This window comes from Halorientalis pallida, from assembly GCF_049605515.1.
Classification (GTDB): domain Archaea; phylum Halobacteriota; class Halobacteria; order Halobacteriales; family Haloarculaceae; genus Halorientalis; species Halorientalis pallida_A.
In genome coordinates this window covers 3,256,051-3,276,725 of the sequence record NZ_CP187158.1, presented here as the reverse complement: position 1 = coordinate 3,276,725, position 20,675 = coordinate 3,256,051, and the positions used below count along the sequence as shown (strand labels likewise).

19 protein-coding genes are annotated in these 20,675 nt (G+C 69.3%); 11 read left to right on the top strand and 8 right to left on the bottom strand.

Going from position 1 to position 20,675, the window contains the following annotated elements:
- Positions 1–5 precede the first annotated feature (5 nt).
- A complete protein-coding gene (locus ACOZ4N_RS18525; protein WP_424017839.1) occupies positions 6–836 on the top strand; it encodes an NAD(+)/NADH kinase in 831 nt (276 codons plus the stop codon).
- Here ACOZ4N_RS18525 and ACOZ4N_RS18520 read toward each other — a convergent pair whose 3' ends face one another.
- Entirely contained in the window at positions 837–1,097 is a 261-nt protein-coding gene (locus tag ACOZ4N_RS18520) for a hypothetical protein (RefSeq protein ID WP_092688845.1), read from the bottom strand.
- 55 nt (positions 1,098–1,152) lie between these two features.
- Positions 1,153–1,377 (bottom strand): hypothetical protein, encoded by a 225-nt coding sequence (locus ACOZ4N_RS18515; RefSeq protein ID WP_424017838.1) that lies wholly within the window; start codon positions 1,375–1,377, stop codon positions 1,153–1,155.
- A 102-nt stretch (positions 1,378–1,479) separates the two neighbouring features.
- Between ACOZ4N_RS18515 and ACOZ4N_RS18510 the strand changes: the two genes are divergently transcribed.
- The gene (locus ACOZ4N_RS18510) at positions 1,480–2,055 is read left to right on the top strand and encodes a response regulator (RefSeq protein ID WP_424017837.1); all 576 of its coding nucleotides are present in this window, start codon (positions 1,480–1,482) and stop codon (positions 2,053–2,055) included.
- 223 nt (positions 2,056–2,278) lie between these two features.
- Here the strand turns inward: ACOZ4N_RS18510 and ACOZ4N_RS18505 are convergent, their stop codons facing one another.
- On the bottom strand, positions 2,279–2,680 hold the full coding sequence (locus ACOZ4N_RS18505) for a universal stress protein (protein ID WP_424017836.1): 402 nt from the start codon (positions 2,678–2,680) through the stop codon (positions 2,279–2,281).
- A gap of 173 nt (positions 2,681–2,853) precedes the next feature.
- Between ACOZ4N_RS18505 and ACOZ4N_RS18500 the strand changes: the two genes are divergently transcribed.
- Positions 2,854–3,222 carry a winged helix-turn-helix transcriptional regulator gene (locus tag ACOZ4N_RS18500; protein WP_424017835.1) on the top strand — a complete coding sequence of 123 codons (369 nt, stop codon included), beginning with the start codon at positions 2,854–2,856 and terminating at the stop codon, positions 3,220–3,222.
- On the opposite strand, the gene ACOZ4N_RS18495 is transcribed toward ACOZ4N_RS18500, so the two are convergent.
- Entirely contained in the window at positions 3,223–3,741 is a 519-nt protein-coding gene (locus ACOZ4N_RS18495) for an HTH domain-containing protein (protein WP_424017834.1), read from the bottom strand.
- 291 nt (positions 3,742–4,032) lie between these two features.
- Between ACOZ4N_RS18495 and ACOZ4N_RS18490 the strand changes: the two genes are divergently transcribed.
- From ACOZ4N_RS18490 to ACOZ4N_RS18475, 4 genes are all read left to right on the top strand, one after another.
- Positions 4,033–4,200, top strand: coding sequence for a DUF7331 family protein (locus tag ACOZ4N_RS18490; RefSeq protein ID WP_424017833.1), 168 nt, complete (start codon positions 4,033–4,035; stop codon positions 4,198–4,200).
- 88 nt (positions 4,201–4,288) lie between these two features.
- On the top strand, positions 4,289–5,242 hold the full coding sequence (kdgK1, locus tag ACOZ4N_RS18485; RefSeq protein WP_424017832.1) for a bifunctional 2-dehydro-3-deoxygluconokinase/2-dehydro-3-deoxygalactonokinase: 954 nt from the start codon (positions 4,289–4,291) through the stop codon (positions 5,240–5,242).
- Positions 5,243–5,369: 127 nt separating this feature from the next.
- Positions 5,370–7,109 (top strand): pyruvate kinase, encoded by a 1,740-nt coding sequence (gene pyk, locus ACOZ4N_RS18480; protein WP_424019972.1) that lies wholly within the window; start codon positions 5,370–5,372, stop codon positions 7,107–7,109.
- 84 nt (positions 7,110–7,193) lie between these two features.
- Positions 7,194–8,165 (top strand): ROK family protein, encoded by a 972-nt coding sequence (locus ACOZ4N_RS18475; protein WP_424017831.1) that lies wholly within the window; start codon positions 7,194–7,196, stop codon positions 8,163–8,165.
- A gap of 118 nt (positions 8,166–8,283) precedes the next feature.
- On the opposite strand, the gene ACOZ4N_RS18470 is transcribed toward ACOZ4N_RS18475, so the two are convergent.
- The 3 genes from ACOZ4N_RS18470 to ACOZ4N_RS18460 form a co-directional block, all read right to left on the bottom strand.
- Positions 8,284–9,450 (bottom strand): Cdc6/Cdc18 family protein, encoded by a 1,167-nt coding sequence (locus tag ACOZ4N_RS18470; RefSeq protein WP_424017830.1) that lies wholly within the window; start codon positions 9,448–9,450, stop codon positions 8,284–8,286.
- Between the two features lie 8 nt (positions 9,451–9,458).
- Positions 9,459–11,000 carry a glycerol kinase GlpK gene (glpK, locus tag ACOZ4N_RS18465; protein ID WP_424017829.1) on the bottom strand — a complete coding sequence of 514 codons (1,542 nt, stop codon included), beginning with the start codon at positions 10,998–11,000 and terminating at the stop codon, positions 9,459–9,461.
- A gap of 163 nt (positions 11,001–11,163) precedes the next feature.
- Positions 11,164–13,539 carry an extracellular solute-binding protein gene (locus tag ACOZ4N_RS18460; RefSeq protein ID WP_424017828.1) on the bottom strand — a complete coding sequence of 792 codons (2,376 nt, stop codon included), beginning with the start codon at positions 13,537–13,539 and terminating at the stop codon, positions 11,164–11,166.
- Positions 13,540–13,776: 237 nt separating this feature from the next.
- On the opposite strand from ACOZ4N_RS18460, the gene glpA reads away from it, so the two are divergent.
- The 4 genes from glpA (at position 13,777) to ACOZ4N_RS18440 (ending at position 18,720) form a co-directional block, all read left to right on the top strand.
- Positions 13,777–15,459, top strand: coding sequence for an anaerobic glycerol-3-phosphate dehydrogenase subunit GlpA (glpA, locus tag ACOZ4N_RS18455; protein ID WP_424017827.1), 1,683 nt, complete (start codon positions 13,777–13,779; stop codon positions 15,457–15,459).
- Positions 15,449–16,729 (top strand): glycerol-3-phosphate dehydrogenase subunit GlpB, encoded by a 1,281-nt coding sequence (gene glpB / locus ACOZ4N_RS18450; RefSeq protein ID WP_424017826.1) that lies wholly within the window; start codon positions 15,449–15,451, stop codon positions 16,727–16,729. The genes glpA and glpB overlap by 11 nt, the downstream gene beginning before the upstream one ends.
- Complete coding sequence (locus tag ACOZ4N_RS18445; RefSeq protein WP_424017825.1) at positions 16,726–18,048, top strand: anaerobic glycerol-3-phosphate dehydrogenase subunit C; 1,323 nt, start codon at positions 16,726–16,728, stop codon at positions 18,046–18,048. Before glpB ends, ACOZ4N_RS18445 begins: the two co-directional genes overlap by 4 nt.
- 102 nt (positions 18,049–18,150) lie before the next feature.
- Positions 18,151–18,720 carry a hypothetical protein gene (locus ACOZ4N_RS18440; RefSeq protein ID WP_424017824.1) on the top strand — a complete coding sequence of 190 codons (570 nt, stop codon included), beginning with the start codon at positions 18,151–18,153 and terminating at the stop codon, positions 18,718–18,720.
- A 1-nt stretch (position 18,721) separates the two neighbouring features.
- On the opposite strand, the gene ACOZ4N_RS18435 is transcribed toward ACOZ4N_RS18440, so the two are convergent.
- A complete protein-coding gene (locus ACOZ4N_RS18435) occupies positions 18,722–20,563 on the bottom strand; it encodes a histidine kinase N-terminal 7TM domain-containing protein (protein WP_424017823.1) in 1,842 nt (613 codons plus the stop codon).
- Between the last annotated feature and the right edge of the window lie 112 nt (positions 20,564–20,675).

Sequence of the window (20,675 nt, the reverse complement as noted above, 5' to 3'; positions counted from 1 at the left end):
GACGGATGAACGTCGGCATCGTCGCCCAGCGGGACAATCCCCGCGCCGCCGCGCTGGCCAACGAGATCCGGACACACCTCGACGACGAAGGCGTGCCGACAGTCGTCGACGAGACCACCGCCGCACGACTCGGCACCGACGCCGAGGGCGTCCCGGTCGACGAGATGGCCGGCCGTGACCTGGTAGTCAGCATCGGCGGCGACGGCACCTTCCTCTTTGCCGCCCGCGGCGCGGGAACGACGCCGATCATGGGCGTCAACCTCGGCGAAGTCGGCTTCCTGAACGCGGTCTCGCCCGACGTGGCCGTCGAGACGGTCGACGGGGTCGTCCGGGAGATCCGCGAGGGCGGCGGGGCCGACACCCGGTCGATGCACCGACTGCAGGCCCGCGGCGACGGCTGGGCGCTCCCGCCGGCGATCAACGAGGTCGCCGTCCTCGGACCACAGCGCGGGCACGGACAGGGCGTCGACCTCGAAGTCACGGTCGACGGCGCCACCTACACCGACGGCCACGCCGACGGCGTGTTGATCGCGACGCCGACCGGCAGTACCGCGTACAACCTCAGCGAGGACGGCCCGCTCGTCCACCCGGACGTGTCCGGGCTGATCGTTACCGAGATGGCGGGCGAGTCGGAGATGCCACCGCTGGTGGTCGACATCGACAGCGAGGTCGAGGTTACCGTCGAGAACAGTGAGCGGGCAGTGGTCGTCGGGGACGGACGGACGAGCGAGGCGGTGACGCCGCCGGCGACGGTCACGCTCGAACGGGCGGAAAAGCCTGTCAGAGTCGCGGGGCCGCCGCTCGACTTCTTCGCGGGACTCGGAAAACTCGACTGATTATCGTTTGGCCGTGATGTAGACCATCGGGGCCAGCACGAGCAGGGCGATACCCAGGAACTTCCAGTGGGGTTTCGCGAGCATGCTCTGGGGCGTCAACAGGAATAGAAGTCCAAAACCCAGGAACTGCATGGCGTAGACACGCTGGGACTTCAGCGGCAGGGCAGCCAGGGCGGACAGGATAAAGATCGCCAGCAGCGCCTGCCCGACGTTGTACTGGAGCAGGAAGTTGTCGATCACCTGCAGTGGTAGCGCGAGCATTCTTGGCTAGGACTGACCCTGTAGCGGCCTAAAAACTTCCGTTACGCGCCCACGGTCACGCGGGACCGGTCAGGTCCAGCGGACGGACCCAGACGTACCAGAGGATCAGGACAGCGCCGACGTAGCCCAGAACCCACACCAGACTGCCGAGCGTGCTGTAGCCGGCCGCCCCGAGCGCGTAGTTGGCGAGTCCGGGGAGGACGACGCCGCCGCTCAGAACCAGTGCGAACTTGGCCTTCTCGGACAGGCCCGTCGCCGTGTCGGTCTCGTGGCCGCTCATGTTCGAGTCCAGGGGCCCGACCGGTGTGAATGGTTTGGTTCGGCGGCGTCGATGTCATCTGGCGGGCAAAATTATAACTCGCCGCTCCGAAAGGGACGTAGTATGGGGAACGATTCGGCGGCGGCGACGGTCCTCGTCGTCGACGACGAGACGGAAGTCGCCGACGTGTACGCGCTCAAACTCGAGCGTGACTACGACGTCCGGGTCGCTTACGGCGGGCAGGAAGCACTCGAGAAGGCCGACGGCGTCGACGTGGTGTTGCTCGACCGCCGGATGCCCGACGTCTCGGGTGACGAGGTCCTCGCGGAACTCCGCGACCGCGGGGTCGACTGCCGGGTCATCATGATCACCGCCGTCGATCCCGACTTCGACATCATCGAGATGCCGTTCGACGACTACCTCTGTAAACCGGTCGAGAGCGCCGATCTCGTCGGCGCGGTCGAGCAACAGCTCGCCGCCGACGCTTACGACGACCGGCTGACTGAGTACTACGAGGTCACCTCGAAACTGGCCCTGCTCGAAGCCGAGAAGACGCCCCGGGAACTCGAGGAGAACGAGGACGTGGCGGCGTTGCGGGAACGGGCCGACCGGCTCGAAAGCGAGATGGCCGAGTCGCTGTCGGACTTCGAGGACTTCGAGCTGGCCTTTCGCGAGATCGGCCGCCAACCCGGTCGGTGAGACGATCAGAAGAAGCCGTGATGCCGCCTGAGGAACGGCATCGCGGCAAAGCTGGCACGTGGTGCTTGCGGGACGGCTGTTGAGGGAGACGTGGGCGCGTCTCCCGCCGGTGAGAATCGGAAGCGATGAACCACCCACCCACCGGCACGCGATAGTATCACCTCCTCTGGAATTAAATTTTACCCGGAAATGCTTGGTTATTTAAATAGGCGCCCGGTTCGCGTCAGGCGTCGACGTTTCGCCGACAGACCAGCACGGATCGGTCGGCGTCGAGCAGGACGCTCTGGGTGACGCTCCCGAACAGGACTTTGCCGGTGGGGGACCGCTTGCGGCCGCCGATGCAGATGAGGTCCACGTCGTCCTCGGCGGCCACGTCGAGGATGGCGTCGGCCGGACTCCCGGATCGTTCGTCGAGCGTCACCGAGTAGCCGGCGTCTTCGAGGTGAGACTCGACCCGTCGGGCCGCCTGCAACTGTGTGATCGACGCGCCCGAGGGATTGTCGGTAAAGGAGTGGAGGACGGTGACGTGAACGTCCTCGGGGCCACCCGGCAGGTCCTCGACCGCCCGGGCCTGTCTGAGCGCGCGGTCGGTGTCGGTGTCGATGGGCATCAGTATCTCGTACATATCACCTCCCTGGCCCGGCAGTGTGTTAAATCGGGGTGTAACGTATCAGATTCTGAGAACTGGATGGCAAGAACGACTCGCGGATCGGCCTCGTCACGCTCCCGGCCAGGGTTACCCACTACAACCAGGTGTCGGGACGTAACTATATCAGGGTGGACGTTCTGGATTCGGGTATGAGCGACGACGACCCCATCGAGATATGGTGTGCCGGCGAGGAGTGGTGTGCGGTGACCGCGACGGCCTCGTTGATCGGGAAGAAGTGGCATCCGGTCATCGTCGACCGGTTGCTCGCGGAGGGGCCGCTGGGATTCAACGCGCTGAAAGACGCGGTCGACGGGGTGTCGAGCAAGGTGCTGTCGGACAGTCTGGAGGACCTGGAAGAACGCGGGATCGTCACCCGCTCGGTGGTCAGCGAGAAGCCGTTCCGCGTCGAGTACGCGCTGACCGAGCGCGGCGAGGAACTCGCGCCGGTGATCGAGGCGATGCGTGAGTGGGGCCGTGACCACCTCGTGCCCGCGCCGGACGAGGGGTCCCCGGCCTGATTACTCCTCGGCCTCCTCTGCGATCAGTTGCCCGTTGCCGTCGGCTTCGAGCGTCTCGGTGACGGTCGTGCTGTGCTCCAGGGTGTCGAGGCGGTCGGTCACGGTGCAGACGCCGTCCCCGTCGCTACAGGGAGCCACGTACGCCAGCTCGCCGTCGTGGTACTCCGCGAGCGTGAACATCGGCAACACGAGGGCGACGTAACTCTCCTCGGTCATCTGCGAGGAGACCCGCCGCGTCTCGAAGAAGGAACTGATCGACCGATCCGTGTCCGCGGCCCATTCGCGGAACCGTTCGACGCGGTCCAGCACGTTCTGGCCCGCGTCGGTGCGTGCGGCAGCCGTCGAGAGGCTGACCTGCCGTCCCCAGACGTGAACGGAGAACTCGTGGATTTGCCCGGTGTCCGCGAGTCGTTCGAGGCGCTCGATCACCGCTTCCTGACGGCCGTGCCCGGCACGGGGTGTGAGTGATCGAACGTGGAGATCGACGGTGACCCTCTCCGCAGTAGTCTCAGTTGTCATTGTACCCGGGTACCCATACCAATCAATTTACTGAATGATAAAGATTTGGGCGCGAGAAATAAACGCATGACGCGGCCGGTATCACCGGGTTGCATTGCCGAAGAATCACCAGCGGGCGGCCGCACGCTCCCGTCGCGCTCGATGGCCGGTCCATCTCCGCCCCCGACCGGCGCTCTCGGCGAGTATCGGTAGCTGAAACCCGACGGTTACCTGTCCCTCACCGACTTACCGTGTGGTGCGATAACACTTAACACAGTAGGAATCCTACGTCTATCCGAAGGGGGAATCACGATGGCACGAGCACCTGTCGACGACGCGGACGCCGAACGAGACGCGCCAGTAGCCGCCGGACAGTTCGTAGAGCTAGACGCCGCCGAGGGCGTCATCATCTACGACCGGCACAACCACCGCGCCTGGCTCCAGTCAGACGGCGCGGTGTCGGTCACCGAGCGGCGGTAAGGGTGCGGGGATCGACGGTCGCGGACCGACCAGCCGCTGGACCCCCTCGTCTCGCACCTTTTTGCTCGCGGCCGACGACGGTGTGTCCATGCCGGAACTCGCCACCTTCGGAGAGACGATGTTGCGCCTGTCCCCGCCCGGCGACCAGCCGGTCGAGACGGCCGGCACCTTCGCGGTTCACGCGGCCGGGGCCGAGAGCAACGTCGCCGTCGCGGCCCAGCGCCTCGGCGTCGAGTCGACCTGGCTCTCGAAACTCCCCGACTCGCCGCCCGGTCGCCGCGTGCTGGCCGCGCTCCGCCAGCACGGCGTCGACCCCGCGGTCGTCCTGACCGAGGAGGGCCGGCAGGGGACCTACTACCTGGAGAGCGCCGACCCACCACGCGGGCGAACGGTGACCTACGACCGCGAGGGCGCGGCCGTCCGGACCGCGACGGCGGCGGAACTCCCGACCGACCGGATCGAGCGCGCCGACGCCTTCCACACGACCGGCATCACGCCCGCGCTCTCGGACACGCTGGCGACGACGACCGCCGACCTGCTCGAACTGGCCCGCGAGGCCGACACGACGACCGCGTTCGACCTGAACTACCGGTCGAAGCTCTGGTCGCCCGAGGCCGCCCGGGAGACGGTCACCGATCTCCTCGGACTCGTCGACCTGTTCGTCGTCGCCGACAGGGACGCCGAGACCGTCCTCGGACTGTCGGGGTCACCGGTCGAGACTGCCGAACGGCTCGATGCGGACTACGACTTCGAGACGGTCGTGGTGACCCGCGGCGACGAGGGCGCGGTCGCGGTCCACGACGGCCGGACCCACGAGCGGCCCGCGATCCCGGCCGGGGACGCCCACCCCGTCGGCACCGGCGACGCCTTCGTCGGCGGGTTCCTCGCCAGCCGCCTCCAGGGCGGGAGCGTGCCGGACGCGCTGGCGTACGGCACGGCGACGGCGGCGCTGAAACGCACGGTCCCGGGCGACATGGCCGTCGTCACGCCCGAGGCCGTCGAGCGCGCGCTCGCGGACGAGAGCGAGATGATCGAGCGGTAACCCCGGGCGGTGGCCGGCCGGAGCGGGGACCACTCGGTCGCAGAGGTGGGCGGCACGGCCCACAGAAGCTAACCGCCCGCGGTGAGAACCACCGGGGAGAACCGTGGGCAGCGACCACACCGAACCCATGCGCAACGCGAAGATCGTCTGTACCATCGGCCCGGCCTCGGACAGCCGCGAGCGACTGCGCGAGTTGATCGAGGCCGGGATGGACGTGGCACGGCTGAACGCCAGCCACGGCACCCCCGAGGACCGCCGCGAGGCCATCGACCGCATCCGCGAGGTCGGCGGCGAACTCTCGGCCCCCGTCGCCGTGATGTACGACCTCGCCGGCCCGGAGATCCGGACGGCCCCCACGGAGGACCCGATCCACGTCGAGACCGGCTCGACGGTCCGGTTTTCCGTCGGCGAGACGGCCACCCCCGAGGAGATCGGGCTCTCCGCGTCCATCGCGGCCGCCCAGCCCGGCGACCGCGTGTTGCTCGACGACGGCCGCATCGAGACCGTCGTCGAGGACAGCGGCGACGAGGTCGTGACCGCCCGCGTCGAGGACGGCGGCGACCTCGCCGGGAACAAGGGCGTCAACGTCCCCGGCGTCGATCTGGGCCTCCCAGTCGTCACCGAGCAGGACCGTCAGGACATCGCGGTGGCCGTCGACCGGAACGTGGAGTTCGTCGCGGCCAGTTTCGTCCGCAGCGGCGCGGACGTGTACGAGGTGGCCGAGGCCATCGACGACGCGGGGGGCGACGTTCCCGTGGTGGCCAAGATCGAGCGGGCCGACGCGGTCGCGAACATCGAGGCCATCGCCGACGAGGCCGCCGGTGTCATGGTCGCCCGCGGCGACCTCGGCGTCGAGTGTCCGATGGAGGAGGTCCCCTTGATCCAGAAGCGGGTGATCCGGCAGTGTCACCGCGCGGGCGTCCCGGTCATCACCGCGACGGAGATGCTGGATTCGATGATCCACGAGCGCCGGCCGACCCGCGCGGAGGCCTCGGACGTGGCCAACGCCGTCCTCGACGGCACCGACGCCGTCATGCTGTCGGGCGAGACCGCCATCGGCGACCACCCCGGGACCGTGGTCGAGACGATGGACCGTATCGTCCGGGACGTGGAGGGCAGCGAGGAGTACGCCGAGTCACGCGAACAGCGGGTGCCCCCGGCCGGCGAGAGCCGCACCGACGCGCTCGCCCGGTCGGCACGCTTCCTCGCCCGGGACGTGGGTGCCAGCGCCATCGTCGCGGCCTCCGAGTCGGGCTACACCGCCCGGAAGGCCGCCAAGTACCGCCCGGACGTGCCCATCGTCGCCGCGACGCCCAGCGAACGGGTCCGCCGACAGCTCTCGCTGTCCTGGGGCATCCGGCCCGAGTACGCCAGCTACACGGAGAACGGGGCCGACGCGGTGATCCAGACGGCGGTGCAGTCGGCCATCGACGCGGGCGTCGTCGACCCCGGCGAGACCGTGGTGGTGCTGGCGGGCATGATGACCGAACTCGACGGGCTGGACACCGCAAACACGCTCAAGGTCCACGTCGCCGCCGAGACCCTCGTGTCGGGCCGGTCGGTCGTCGACGGCGTGGTATCGGGGCCCGTCTTCCACGTCGGGGACGGCGACCTCGCCGGGATGCCCGAGGGTGCCATCCTCGCCGTCCCCGCCGAGTTCGACGGCGAGTTCGAGGGCGACCTCTCGGCGGTCGGCGGCATCGTCACCGGCCACGAGGGCGTGACGGGGTACGCGGCCATCGTCGCCCGCGAACTCGGGGTGCCGACCATCGCGGACGCCGACCTCGGCGCGGTCGAGGCCGGCACCGACGTGACGCTTGACGGCGAGCGCGGCGTGGTCTACGCCGACCGGATCACGGAGCGCTGACCGACTGCGTGCCGGTCGGTTGCGGGGTGGCTCCCCACCGGGAGCGAGCGGACGGTCTTAAGTGCGCGCCGGGCCACCGTTCGGGTGAGAATGTACGCGGGAGTGGACCTCGGGGCGACGAACCTCCGGGCCGTCGTGACGGACGTGGAGGGACGGATCCTCGGCCGTGATCGGCGCTCGACGCCCCAGAACGAGGGGGGTATCGCCGTCACCGAGGCCGTCCTCGATTCGGTCCGGGCGGCCTGCGAGGCGGCGGGGACGACGACGACCCGGATCACCGCCGTCGGGATCGGCTCCATCGGCCCACTCGACACCGCCGCCGGCGCGGTCGAGAACCCCGTGAACGTCGACGGCGCGGACCGCATCCCGCTCGTGGGCCCGGTCCAGAATCTCGTCGACAGCGAGGCCGTCTACCTCCACAACGACGCCAACGCCGGCGTGCTGGCCGAGCGGTTCTACGCCGACCGCGCGCCCGACGACATGGTGTACCTGACCATCTCCTCGGGGATCGGCGCGGGCGTCTGTGTCGACGGACACCTGCTCTCGGGGTGGGACGGCAACGCCGGCGAGATCGGCCACGTCGCGCTGGACTCGGAGGGGCCGGTCACCTGTGGCTGTGGCGGCACTGGCCACTGGGAGGCCTTTTGCTCGGGCGAGAACATCCCCGAGTACGCCCGGATACTCCACGACCGCGAGGACGTGGAGACGGACCTCCCGCTGGAGGCCGATGGCTTCGACGCGGCGGCGGTGTTCGACGCGGCCGGCGCGGACCCGCTGGCCGACCGGGTGCTGGATCGGCTGGCCCACTGGAACAGCCACGGCATCGCTACCATCGTCCACGCCTACGCGCCGATCACGATCTCCGTCGGGGGCGCGGTCGCGCTGAACAACCCCGAACTGGTCCTCGATCCCGTCCGCGAGCGCCTGCCCGACCTCGTGGTCTCGAACGTGCCCGAGATCCGGCTGACCGAGTACGGCGACGACATCGTGGTGAAAGGGGCAGTCGCGAGTGCGATGACCGCCGGCACTGGTGATCGGGGGCGAATTCGGAGATGAGCCCCTGCGCCAGTGTCGGCGCAGGTGGCACTGGTGACCGGGGGCGAATTCGGAGATGAGCCCCTGCGCCAGTGTCGGCGCAGGTGGCACTGGTGATCGGGGGCGAACCCGTCGATAATCAGCGGTCCTCGCGGCGGTCGTAGAGCCGGCGGAAGACGGCGGTCGGGAAGCGGGGTTCGACGCGGCTGGGCGGGCGGCCGTGGTCGCCGGCGGCGTCACTGCGAACCCGTTCGACGATTCCGGTTTCGGCGAGTTCGTAGAGGAATCGCTTGACGGTCCCCGGGGAGAGGTCGACCCGGGCGGTGACGGCGTCGGTGGCGGCGTCGACGGAGGCGCGCTCGTCGTCGGCCAGGTCCACGAGGACGCGGCAGACGCGCTGGCGGTTCTCGGGGAGCGCGACGACCCGGCCGAGCGCACAGGACGGGCGGGGCACGTCGTCGATGGCGGCGGTGATGTCCTCGCCGTGGATGCGCGAGCGGTCGGCCGCGGCGGCGCGGTCGGCGGCCCCGAACACCGCGGCGAGGGCGTCGTGGGCGTCGCCGTCGGCCCAGTCGGCGATCTCCCGGATGCCCTCGTGTTCGATGGCCCGGTCGGCCAGTCCCGCGGAGGCGCGGCTCGTCAGCACGTCCGCCAGCGCGTGCCGTCGGTAGGCCGGAATCTCGATGCACTCGGCCGGGAGCGACGCGTCGACCGCGGCTGGTTCGTGTCGGCCGACGGCAAGCCACGAGAGGCGGGCGAGCGGCGAGAGGTGGTCGGCGACGGTCGACAGATCGGGCGTCGCGGGTTCGCCGACGTGATCGACGGCGACGACGACCGCGCGACCGCCGGCGAGTTCGCGGGCCAGGCGGTCCCGGAGCCGGTCGGTCCCGACGCCGCGAGTGGGCACCTGCTCGTCGACGAGGGCGTCGAGGACGGCCCGATAGAGGCCGAAGGGGCTGTCCGCGGTCCGTGCGTCGACGGCGACGAACGCGAGGTCGCCGCCGGTGTCGGCGCGGGTCGCGGTGTGGATCACGGTGGACGAGCCGGTGATCTGCGTCGAGAGGTGGTCGAACAGCGCGGTCACGACCGCCGACTTGCCGGCACCGGCCGGCCCCCAGACGTAGGCCTCGGGCGGCAGGTCGCCGTCGAAGACCGGATCGAGGGCGTCCAGCAGGCGTTCGAGGATCTGCCCCCGGCCGGTCGGGTCGGGGACGTGCGAGACGGGGCTGATGGCGTCGTAGTCGCGGATCAGCGGCGTGTCGCCGCTACTCTCCCGCCGTCGCCGGATGCGTTCTGCGAGATCCATGCGGGGCCTCAGTCACCACCGTCCCGGGCCCAATCCTTCGAGCGCTCGACGGCGTCGTGCCAGCGCTCGAAGCGGGCGTCGGCGTCGGTGCGGTCCATCTCCGGGGCGAACTCGGCGTCGACGTGCCAGTTGTTCCGGAGTTCGGCCAGCGAGTCCCAGTAGCCGACCGCGAGGCCGGCGGCGTAGGCGGCCCCCAGCGCGGTGGTCTCGTCGACCTCCGGCCGGACGATCTCGGCCCCGATGATGTCCGACTGGAGTTGACACAGGAAGTTGTTCTTGACCGCGCCACCGTCGACTCGCAGACTCCCCATCTCGACGCCGGCGTCGGCCTCCATCGCCTCGGCCACGTCGCGGGTCTGGTAGGCGATGGCCTCCAGCGTCGCGCGGACGATGTGTTCGCGGCGCGTCCCGCGAGTCATCCCGACGATGGTCCCGCGGGCGCGGCCGTCCCAGTGCGGTGCGCCGAGGCCGGTGAACGCGGGCACGACGTAGACGCCGTCGGTCCCGTCGACCGAGCGGGCGAGTTCGGCCGTCTCCGCCGGACTCTCGATGAGGTCCACGTCTTCGAGCCACTCGATGGCCGCGCCGGTGACGAAGATCGACCCCTCCAGCGCGTACTGGACGGGTTCGCCCGAGCGCTGGAACCCGACGGTCGTGAGCAGGCCGTGGTCGCTCTCGACGGCCTGATCGCCGGTGTTCATCAGGAAAAAGGAGCCAGTGCCGTAGGTGTTCTTGGCGTCGCCGGCGTCGAAGCAGGTCTGCCCGAACAGGGCGGCCTGCTGGTCGCCCAGCGCGCCCGCGACCGGGACCGAGGCGCCGAGGAAGCCCTCCGGGTCGGTGTAGCCGTAGTGGGTCTCGTCCGACGAGGGGCGGACCTCGGGCAACATGGCTCGCGGGACGGAGAACTCCGCGAGCAGGTCGTCACACCAGTCCATCTCGTGGATGTCGAACAGCATCGTCCGCGAGGCGTTGGTCACGTCGGTGACGTGGTTCCCGGTGAGGTTGTAGATCAGCCAGGCGTCGATGGTCCCCAGCAGGAGTTCGCCGGCCTCGGCGCGGTCCCGAACGTCCTCGGTGCGGGTCCGCTCCATCTTGATCGGGTCGGCGTTGTCCAGCAACCACTCGGCTTTCGTCCCCGAGAAGTATGCGTCGGCCTCCAATCCCGTCTTCTCGCGAATCCAGTCGACTTTTCCCTCGCGTTCGAGTTGCTCGACGCGGTCCGTGGTCCGCCGGTCCTGCCAGACGATGGCGTTGTGGATCGGGTCGCCGCTCTCGGCGTCCCAGACGACCGTCGTCTCGCGCTGGTTGGTGATGCCCAGCGCCGCCAGCCGGGTGGCCTCGATGCCCGCCTCGTCCAGCGCCCGCTCGATGACCGTCTTGACGTTCTCCCAGATCTCGACGGCGTCGTGTTCGACCCAGCCGGGTTCCGGGTAGACCTGTTCGTGTTTCTCGTAGGCGTTGGCGACGACCTGTCCCCCATGGTCGAAGACCATGAATCGGGTCCCTGTGGTCCCCTGATCGATCGCCCCGACGTAGTTGTCCCGTGTCATGGTGTCACTCGCCGGCACCGGAGACTGCTTTCTTTACTGCCAATGCCGCCATGGCGGTAAGAGGAAGGGTGTACCAAGATAAACCTTACGCAGGGATCCCGGTCGCGGATCGCCGGCCTGCAGTCGTGCGGTATCGGACCTGCCCGGTCGCCGGAGCCACGGGTTAGCTCCGGTCGGACTCGTAGGCGCGGAGCTGGCGTTCGGCCTTGTCGGTGAGCCGTTCGAGCGCCTCGTCGACCGGCCGGCCCTCGCTCATCTCCTCGTAGGCCTCGGCGATCATCGTCCGGACGGTGTCGAACGGGCCGATGCGTGCGCCGCTGGTGGCGACGGACTGGCGGGTCTCCCGGAGCTGGTCGAACGCGGTCGCGTAGTGGGGGTTCTCGTCGAACCACCCCTCGCGGTCCAGTTGCGAGACCGCCCGTTCGTGGACCGGGAAGTAGCCGGTCTCCTCGTGCCAGCGGACCTGCTGATCGGGCTGGGCGAGCCAGCCGATGAACTCGGCGGCCGCCTCCCGCTGTTCGCGGGGGACCCCCTCGGCCAGCCACAGCGACCCGCCGCCGACGAGGACGCCGTTGCGTTCGTCCGGGACCGGGAAGTAGCCGGTCCCCATCTCGAAGCCGGCCTCGTCGGCCCCGTTCCTGATGCCGGCCAGCGACGAGGTGGACCCGATCAGCATCGCCGCGGTCCCGTCGTGGAATGCGTCCTTGGCGGCACCGCGGGCCTCGATCCCCGGATTGTGATAGAGGCCGTCCCGCTCCATACCGGCCCACCACTCGAAGACCTCGTGGGCCGCCTCGCCGTCGAGGTAGGCCGTGGTGGCGTCGCCGTCGCGGCCGTTCCGCCGGTCGACGAGTTCCTGCCCCTGTTCGGCGAACCACTGCTCGACGTACCACGAGTAGTTCGCGTAGGTGATCCCGTAGTCGGTGACGCCCGCCTCGACCAGCCGCTCGGCGGCGTCCCGGACCGCCGCGAAGGTCCCGGGCGGGTCCCCGGGGTCCAGCCCCGCCTCCCGGAAGGCGTCGACGTTGTAACAGAGGATCGGGTTCGAGGAGTTGAAGGGCAAAGAGTAGAGGACGCCGTCGGTCCGGTAGTAGTTCAACACCGGGTCGAGCAGGGCGTCGACGTCGACCACCTCGCGCGGGATGTGTTCCTCGACGGGGACGAACGCGCCGCTGTCCATGGCCTGTTTGGTTCCGATCTCGAAAATCTGGGCGATCGCCGGCGGGTCGCCGCGCTCGGCCGCGGTGATCGCCGACAGCATCGTGTCCCGGTAGCTCCCCTTCGAGGTCAGTTCCACCGACACGTCGCGGTCGCTCTCGGTCTCGAACCGCTGGGCCAGCTCCTCCAGCAGGATGGCCTTCTCGCCGCTCATCGCGTGCCAGAACTGGACGGTCGTGGCCGCCGAGCCGGCCGCCCCGACGGTCCCGCCCTCGGCGTCGATCCCGGAGAGCAGGTCACGGAGCGACTCCGCCCGCTCGTTGAGGGTCGTGATGGAGGTGCGGATCTCGGTCAGCGACGTGGTCTGTTGCTGGGCGGCCGTCGCGACGGTCTCGGCCTCGGCGGCCGTCTCGTCGCTGATCGACCCGACCTCGTCGACCATCCCGACGACCTCCTGCGTGGAGGTGGCCTGCGTGTCCGTCGCCGCGCTGATCTCGCGGACGCTCGCCCGGACGCCCTCGACCTCGTCGGCGATCTCCTCGAGGGCCGAAAGCGCCGTCTCCACGGTGTCGACGCTGTCGCCGACGCTCTCGCGGGTCGCGTGGATGTCGTCGACGGCGGTCTCGGCCTGATCGCGCACCCGGTCGATCGAGGAGGCGATCTCCCCGGTGGCCTCCTGTGTCTCCTCGGCGAGTTCCTTGACCTCGTCGGCGACGACGGCGAAGCCCGATCCCGCCTCGCCGGCGCGGGCGGCCTCGATGTTGGCGTTCAGCGCGAGGATGTTGGTCTGCTCGGCGACGTCGTCGATGAACGACGCGACGTCCCGGATCTCGTCCATCAGGTCGTTCAGCCGCTCGACGTTCTCGACGGTCTCGGCGGTCCGGGACTCCAGTTCGTTGAGTTGCTCGATGGCGTCGCCCGCGGCCGCCCGACCCTCCTCGCCGCGGTCGGCGGCCCGGTCGGCGGCCTCGACCACCTCGTCCGCCGAGGAGGCGATCTCCTCGATGGTCGCCGAGAGGTCGCGCATCTCGTCGGAGATGTCCCGGATGAACTCGTTTTGCTCGGCGACGCCCTCGGAGATCTCGTCGACCCCCTGACTGACCTCGCGGCTGGCCTCCTGCGTGCGGTCGACGCGGGTGCGCACCTGCTCGGTCGCGGTCACGACCTGCTCGCCGAACTCGTCGACCGACTCGAACCGGTCGGCCCAGTCGTCGAGCATGTCGTTGTAGGCCCGCGCGAGGGCGGCCAGCGCCTCGTCGTCGACGTCCTCGTCCATTCGTTGCCCGAGATCGCCCCCGGCGTTGTCCTCGATCACGGCCACGAACTCCCGGATCCGCTCCGGGGAGTGTTCCTCCGGGGTGGATCGGTTCGAGCCTGTCACTGTCACCGCCCCCGGTCGGCCGAACTGCGCCGGTCGCCCGCCGGCGGCGACGGGACACGGCGATCCTCCGTGCGAAGGGTCCGGTCGTACATCGATGCGTGTTCGGCCCGAACACCGGACCGGGCAATAATCGTTTCGCCCGTATTTCAGTTTTTGAGAGGGGTTATCTGTAATTTATCGCCGGTGGGAAGCCTGCGGTAAAAATATGTGCGCGCGGTCCAACTGACCGACAGTGCGATGGGAGCAACACCGAGCGTCCTCGTGATCGGCGGCGGGTCGACGGGCTGTGGTATCGCCCGGGACCTTGCAATGCGCGGTGTCGACGTGACGCTCGTCGAGCAGGGCAACCTGACCCACGGGACGACCGGGCGGATGCACGGCCTGCTCCACAGCGGCGGGCGCTACGCCGTGGCCGACCAGGCCAGCGCCCGGGAGTGCATCCAGGAGACCCGCGTCCTCGAGTCGATTGCGAGCCACTGCGTCGAGGAGACCGGCGGCCTGTTCGTCAAACGCCCCGAAGACAGCGAGGACTACTTCGAGCGGAAACTGCGCGGATGTGACGAGTGTGGAATCCCCACCGAAGTCCTCTCGGGTCGGGAGGCCCGCGAGCGCGAACCCTACCTCGCCGAGGACGTGGACAGGGCCATCGCGGTGCCCGACGGGGCGGTCGATCCGTTCCGGCTCTGTGTGGCGAACGCCGCGAGCGCGCAGAACCACGGCGCGCGGATCGAGACCCACGCGGAAGTGACCGACCTGCTCGTCGAGGCCGGCGAGGTCGTCGGGGCGGAGGTGGCCCACGAGAGCGGCCCCGGCACACGGACCCACGGGAAGGCTGGCACGACCGAACGGATCGAAGCCGACCACGTGATCAACGCGACGGGCGCGTGGGCCGGCCGGATCGGGGACATGGCCGGCCTCGACGTGAACGTGCGCCCCTCGAAGGGCGTGATGACCGTGATGAACGTCCGTCAGGTCGACACCGTGATCAATCGGTGCAAGCCGAAGGGCAACGCCGACATCGTGGTGCCCCACGAGACCACCTGCATCCTCGGGACCACCGACGAGGAGGTCGAGGACCCCGAGGACTACCCCGAGGAGGAGTGGGAGGTCGACCTGATGATCGACGAACTGTCGAAGCTCCTGCCCGTCCTGCAGGAAGCCCGGACCATCCGCTCCTACTGGGGCGTGCGCCCGCTGTACGAACCGCCGGGAGAGGGCACCGCCGACTCCGAGGACATCACGCGGGATTTCTTCCTGCTCGACCACGCCGACCGGGACGGCCTGCCGGGACTCACCACCATCGTCGGCGGGAAGTTCACCACCTACCGGATGATGGCCGAGGACATCAGCGATCACGTCTGTGACCGGCTGGGGGTCTCCGCCACCTGTCGGACCGACGAGGTCCCCCTGCCGGGGAGCCGCGACGAGCGCGTCCTCGACGACGCGATGGACGAGTTCGGCCTCACCTCGCCGGTCGCCCGCCGGAGCAAACAGCGACTCGGCGACCGCGCGCCCGACGTGCTCGACACCGAGGGCCCGAACCCCGTGATCTGTTCCTGCGAGGGCGTCACCCGCGCGGAGCTACAGGACGCCATCGCCCAGTCAGGCACGGACCTCAACGCGGTCCGCATCCGGACCCGGGCCTCGATGGGCAACTGTCAGGGCGGGTTCTGTGCCCACGCGATGGCGGGAGAACTTCACCCCGAGTACGACGCCGCACAGGCGACCGCGGCGCTGGACGAACTGTACCAGGAGCGCTGGAAGGGCCAGCGCCACGCGCTGTGGGGCGAACAGCTCTCCCAGGCGATGCTCGGCTACGCCCTGCACGCGACGACGATGAACCGGGACCGCGCCGAAAACGGCGAGAGCGCCACTCTCGACTTCGATGCCTTCGACGGAGGTGCCCCGGGTGGCGATTGAGCAGGACGTGCTGGTGATCGGCGGCGGACTGGCCGGCGTGACCGCCGCCGTCTCGACCGCTCGGACGGGCGCGGACGTGCGCCTGGTCTCGTACAAACAGCCCACGCTCCGGCACGCCAGCGGCCTGATCGACGTGCTGGGCTACACGCCCGACGGCGAGGGGCCGCTGGTCGACCCCTTCGCCGCCCTCGCCACCCTCCCCGAGGGCCACCCCTACGAGCGCGTCGGCGAGGACGCAGTCCGGGCCGGACTGACGCTGTTCGACGATCTCGCCGACGGTACCTACGAGGGAAACCACACCGAACGCAACGCCCTGATCCCGACGCAGGGCGGGCGCGTCAAGCCGACGGCGCGCTACCCCGCCAGCGCGGCCGCGGGGCTGGCCAGCGACGAGCGCGACGCTCTGCTGGTCGGGTTCGAGCGGCTGGTCGGGTTCGACGCGCCGCTGTCGGCCGCTCGACTGAACGCGGCCGGCGCGCCCTTCGCGGCCCGCGGCGCGACCGTCGAGTTCCCCGCGGAACTGAGTGCGGACCCGAAAGTGACACGCTTCGCGCACCTGCTCGACCGGGACGAAGCCGGCGGGGACGGTCCGGAGGGGAGCGTCCGGCGGGCGCTGGCCGAGCGCGTCGCCACCCACCTCGACGGCGAGAAGCGGATCGGATTCCCGGCGGTGCTGGGCGACGACCACCCCGAGGCAGTGCGGGCCGACCTCGAAGCCCACCTCGGCGTGGACGTGTTCGAGGTTCCGATGGGGCCGCCGAGCCTCCCGGGCCTCCGACTCGAAGACCGGCTCTACGACGCGCTGGACGCCGAAGGCGTCCGCATCGAGACCGGGAATCCGGTGGTCGGGTACGAGGCCGGTCCGGACGGCGACCGGATCGCGGCCGTGACGGTCGACCGCAACGGTGCGACGGTCCCCTACGCGGCCGAGCAGTTCGTGCTGGCGACCGGCGGACTGGTCGGGAAGGGCATCGAGACCGACCGCGCGGGCGTCGCGGAACCGATCTTCGACTGCCACGTCGCCCACCCGCCGGACCGGTACGACTGGTTCGACGACGACGCCTTCGGCGACCACCGCTTCGCCCGGTTCGGCGTCGATCCCGACCGGGAGTTGCGGCCCCGTGATGCCCGGGGCGAAGTCGAGTTCGACAACCTCCGTGCAGCGGGTGCGGTGCTGGGCCACTACGATTTCACGGCCGAGAAGTCCGGTAGTGGCGTCTCGCTGGCGACCGGTTTCCACGCGGGCAGGCTGGCAGGTGAGAACACGTGAGCGACGCAGACTCCCCCCACGACCCAGGCGTACCGGACGACGAGATCCCCGACGACGAGTTCGAGCCCGTCGACGTGTTCCCCGAATCGGACCTGGACCTGCGCTCCGGGGCCGACGACTGTTACAAGTGCTCGACCTGCGACACGAACTGTCCCGTCGCCGAGGTCGACGACGAGTTCCCCGGGCCGAAGTTCCAGGGCCCCGAGCAGTGGCGACTCAAACGCAAGGACGACCGGGATATCGACCCGTCGATCATGGACTGCTCGAACTGCATGCGCTGTGACGACGCCTGCCCCTCCGACGTGCCGCTGAGCCAGATGCACAACGAGGCCCGCGCCGAGTACGTCGACGGCCAGATGAGCAAGCTCTCCGTCGAGTACTGGCGCAACCGCGTCCTCGCGAACTACCGAAAGGGGGCGTGGCTCGGGAGCAAGTTCCCGCGCCTGACGAACGCCCTCGCGAACAACGGACCACTCCGCAAGCTCGGCGAGAAACTGTTCGGCCTCACTGCCGAGCGGGAGTTCCCCGCGTTCGCGACGGAGACGTTCCGGGAGTGGTGGGCGGCGCGAGGTGGCGCGCAGGTCCAGAGCGACGACAAACGCGTCGCGTACTTCCACGGCTGTTACGCGAACTACAACACCCCGGAAGTGGCCAAGGCGATGGTCAGGACTTTCGAACACTTCGGCTACGAGATCGTCGTCCCCGAGCAGGGCTGTTCTGGCACCCCCATGTTCGCCAACGGGATGCTCGACGACGCCCGCCGGGACGCCGAGACCAACATCTCGTCGTTCTCGGACTTGATCGAGGACGGCTACGACGTGATCTGTTCCTGCACCTCCTGCTCGATGGCGCTCCGCCAGGAGTACCCGGAGCTATTTACCTTCGAGGGCACCGCCGACGTGGCCGCCCACACCTACGAGGCGCTGGAGTATCTGCGGATCCACGAGGACCTCCGTGGGGCGCTGGCGGAGGCCGAAGTCGACGGGGACGGCGAGGACCTGGCCTACCACGCGCCCTGTCACGCCCGGAACCAGGGGCTCGACCGGCAGGCCGTGGAGTTGTTCCGGGACCTGGACGGCGTCGGCGTCGAGGACGTGGGCGACTCCTGTTCGGGCATCTCGGGGACCTACGGCTGGAAGGCCGAGAAGTACGAGAAGTCGATGGCCATCGGCGAGGAGATGTTCGAGGAGATGGACGAGGTCGAGGGCCAGACTGGTATGACGGAGTGTCCGACCTGCGCGATGCAGATGGAACACGGGACGGGCTACGAGATCCGCCATCCGCTGGAGATTCTGGAAGCCGCGCTGGTCGAGGGCTGACGCGAGTGGCGGCTGTTCGGTCGGGCGCTGGACTGGCCCGGCACAGTTTCCGGCGTGAAACGCGCCGGAACTTTATATCGGAGAGACAGGATAGCAGGGGACATGGGCTTGCGTAGCTGGGTCACCGGGTTGCTCGGCGAGGAGGGGAACGCTGCCGAGGCAGCCGACGACGGCGACGACGGACAGCTCGAACTCACCGTCGACGTGGAGCGCCGGGCCGGGTCGATCCTGGAACACTACGGGCTCTCGGGCGAGGACGCCCGCCAGGTCGCGGAGATCCTGGCCGCGGAACTGGCTCGCGAGGAGGGGTACGCCCGGTCGATGATCGCCGACCGGGTGGCCCGTGAACTCGACATGGACGACGACCGCGCCCGGACCATCGTGGACACGGAGGTGGCGTCGATCCGGAACCTGGCCCGGGTCCGGAAGTTCACCGAGCAGGCCGGCGAGGACGTGCGGTTCCGCTGGATCGACTCGGTCGGCAAGGACGACTCGCCGGTCTGTGCTGACGTTCGGGCCGCCATCGACGAGCGCGGACCGGTCGGCCTCGGCGAGTTGCGGTCGATCATCCGCGAGGCCGCCGACGAGCATCCGTCGGGGACGCCCGAGCGGGCCGACGACCTCGTCCCCCACGAGCAGTGTCGCCACACCGTCGTCCGGCACGTCGAGTGAGTCAGGGAACCGGTTCGTCCTCCAGTGCGGGTTCGTCACCGACGAGCCCGGTGATCCGGAACTCCGCGCCGCCGTCGGTACTTTCGGCCACGTCGATCCGCCAGCCGTGAGCGTCGACGACCGTACTGACGATGGACAGGCCGAGTCCGGTCCCCGTCTCGCTGGTGGTGTATCCCTGCTCCAGGACGACCTCGCGTTCGTCCTCGGGGATGCCGGGGCCGTCGTCGGCGACGTAGAAGCCACGGGGACTGGCCGCCGACCGATCGTCCGCGTCCCCCTCACCGTCGATCACGCCGACGGTCACCGTCACCCCGTCGTCGGCGTCGGTCGCGTCCCCTCGCGAGTCCGGGTGCGTGGACCCGTGTTCCACACTGTTTCGGAACAGGTTCTCGAACAGTTGCAGGAGGCGGGTCCGGTCGGCCTCGAACTCGGCGTCGTCGCGGCAGGTCAGGGTCCCGCCCCCGGTGTCGACGTTCGCCCAGGCCGCTTCGGCGACGCCACAGAGCGAGACCCGCTCGGTCTCGTCGACGGTCTGGCCCTGTCGAGCCAGCGTCAGCACGTCCTCGATGATGACTTCCATCCGCTCGTGGGCGTTCTCCGCGCGGTCGAGGAACTCGAGCCGCTCGTTCCGGCGGGTCAACTCGATGGCTCCCGCCGCGACGTTCAGCGGGTTCCGGAGGTCGTGGGAGACGATCCCGGCGAAGTCCTCGAGTTGCTCGTTCTGGCGTCTGAGTTCGGCGGTTCGCTCCTCGAGGGTCTGTTTGCGGCGTTCGCGCTCGGTCACGTCGTGGATCAGCGAGACGCGACCGGTCGCGCCCTCGCCGTCGAGTTCGGTGATCATCACGTCGAAACAGCGCTGTTCGCCGGTCGGCGTCCGGACCCAGACGCCGGAGAAGTTCCCGGCGACATCCGGATCGAGGAGTCGCGTGTCGTCCTCGTCGACGAAGATATCCGGTGGGAGGACTTCCTCGAGTGGCCGGCCGACGACGCGGGCATCGGGATCGCCGAGTATCTTCCGGCCCATCGGGTTGATGTCGACGACGCGGTTGCGGTGGTCGGTCACGAGCATACCCCCGCCCATCTCCTCGATCATGGCGGTCCGTGCGACCGGCGCGAGGCTCTTGGACTGAGAGCCGAACAGTTCGAGGATCGGCTTGAGCGGGAGGAACCCGTAGGATCGGTAGCCCACGAACACCAGCAGGGAGAGCGAGCCGAACACGAGATTCGCCAGCGGAGCCAGCGTGTAGTGCGGCGTCGGGCTCAGTCCGACGGTGCTCAACACGTGGCAACTCGTCAGCAGGAGGCTGTAGGCCAGGAAGAAGAAGGTCCGTTTCCGGTAGACGTTCCGGGAGCCGACGAACTTCCCGAACAGGTAGTAGTCGCCGACGAACAACAGCGTGTACGAGTAGACGACGACGCCCCAGAAGACGAGACCGTACCCGGCCGCGAGCGTCGGCTGGCCGGCGTGTCCGAGACGGACGGGTCCGGCGACGCTCAGGACGCCGACGGCGAAGACGGCGAGCGGGACGAGCGCCAGTCCCGCGACGAGTCGCGTGGATACAGCGCCCGTGTGGCCCGTGTACTGGCGGGCAAAGAGGAACAGCGCCGGGCCGATGAGCGACATGGCGAACAGCGAGAGGGCGGCCCCGGCGGCCTCGCTCGCCGGTCCACCGACGACGACCAGCGCCTGGCCGAACGCCCACAGCGCCAGACTGATCTCGACGAACAGCAGCGGGGTCGTGCCCGACTTGGGACGCTCGTTCCAGAGGAACGCCGCGACCGCCGTCGAGAGCGCACCGGAGAGGACGAGCAACCCTGCGAGGACAGGGATGCCGGATAGCATGCTTACATCTCGTCACATCTCCGGTTAAGTGTACGCACGGGGGAATCAGTGCTGATAACGGCAGGGAAGGGGTCGTCCCGTGGCGGAGACCTGTCGAGCGGCCGACCCACAC

Bases quoted from the DNA above. Each gene is read 5' to 3' on its own strand.
- ACOZ4N_RS18520 (WP_092688845.1), bottom strand. From the start codon at position 1,097: ATGCTCGCGCTACCACTGCAGGTGATCGACAACTTCCTGCTCCAGTAC.
- pyk (WP_424019972.1), top strand. From the start codon at position 5,370: ATGCGCAACGCGAAGATCGTCTGTACCATCGGCCCGGCCTCGGACAGC.
- ACOZ4N_RS18435 (WP_424017823.1), bottom strand. From the start codon at position 20,563: ATGCTATCCGGCATCCCTGTCCTCGCAGGGTTGCTCGTCCTCTCCGGT.
- ACOZ4N_RS18525 (WP_424017839.1), top strand. From the start codon at position 6: ATGAACGTCGGCATCGTCGCCCAGCGGGACAATCCCCGCGCCGCCGCG.
- ACOZ4N_RS18490 (WP_424017833.1), top strand. From the start codon at position 4,033: ATGGCACGAGCACCTGTCGACGACGCGGACGCCGAACGAGACGCGCCA.
- ACOZ4N_RS18470 (WP_424017830.1), bottom strand. From the start codon at position 9,450: ATGGATCTCGCAGAACGCATCCGGCGACGGCGGGAGAGTAGCGGCGAC.
- kdgK1 (WP_424017832.1), top strand. From the start codon at position 4,289: ATGCCGGAACTCGCCACCTTCGGAGAGACGATGTTGCGCCTGTCCCCG.
- ACOZ4N_RS18500 (WP_424017835.1), top strand. From the start codon at position 2,854: ATGAGCGACGACGACCCCATCGAGATATGGTGTGCCGGCGAGGAGTGG.
- ACOZ4N_RS18515 (WP_424017838.1), bottom strand. From the start codon at position 1,377: ATGAGCGGCCACGAGACCGACACGGCGACGGGCCTGTCCGAGAAGGCC.
- ACOZ4N_RS18505 (WP_424017836.1), bottom strand. From the start codon at position 2,680: ATGTACGAGATACTGATGCCCATCGACACCGACACCGACCGCGCGCTC.
- ACOZ4N_RS18510 (WP_424017837.1), top strand. From the start codon at position 1,480: ATGGGGAACGATTCGGCGGCGGCGACGGTCCTCGTCGTCGACGACGAG.
- ACOZ4N_RS18440 (WP_424017824.1), top strand. From the start codon at position 18,151: ATGGGCTTGCGTAGCTGGGTCACCGGGTTGCTCGGCGAGGAGGGGAAC.
- glpA (WP_424017827.1), top strand. From the start codon at position 13,777: ATGGGAGCAACACCGAGCGTCCTCGTGATCGGCGGCGGGTCGACGGGC.
- ACOZ4N_RS18495 (WP_424017834.1), bottom strand. From the start codon at position 3,741: ATGACAACTGAGACTACTGCGGAGAGGGTCACCGTCGATCTCCACGTT.
- glpK (WP_424017829.1), bottom strand. From the start codon at position 11,000: ATGACACGGGACAACTACGTCGGGGCGATCGATCAGGGGACCACAGGG.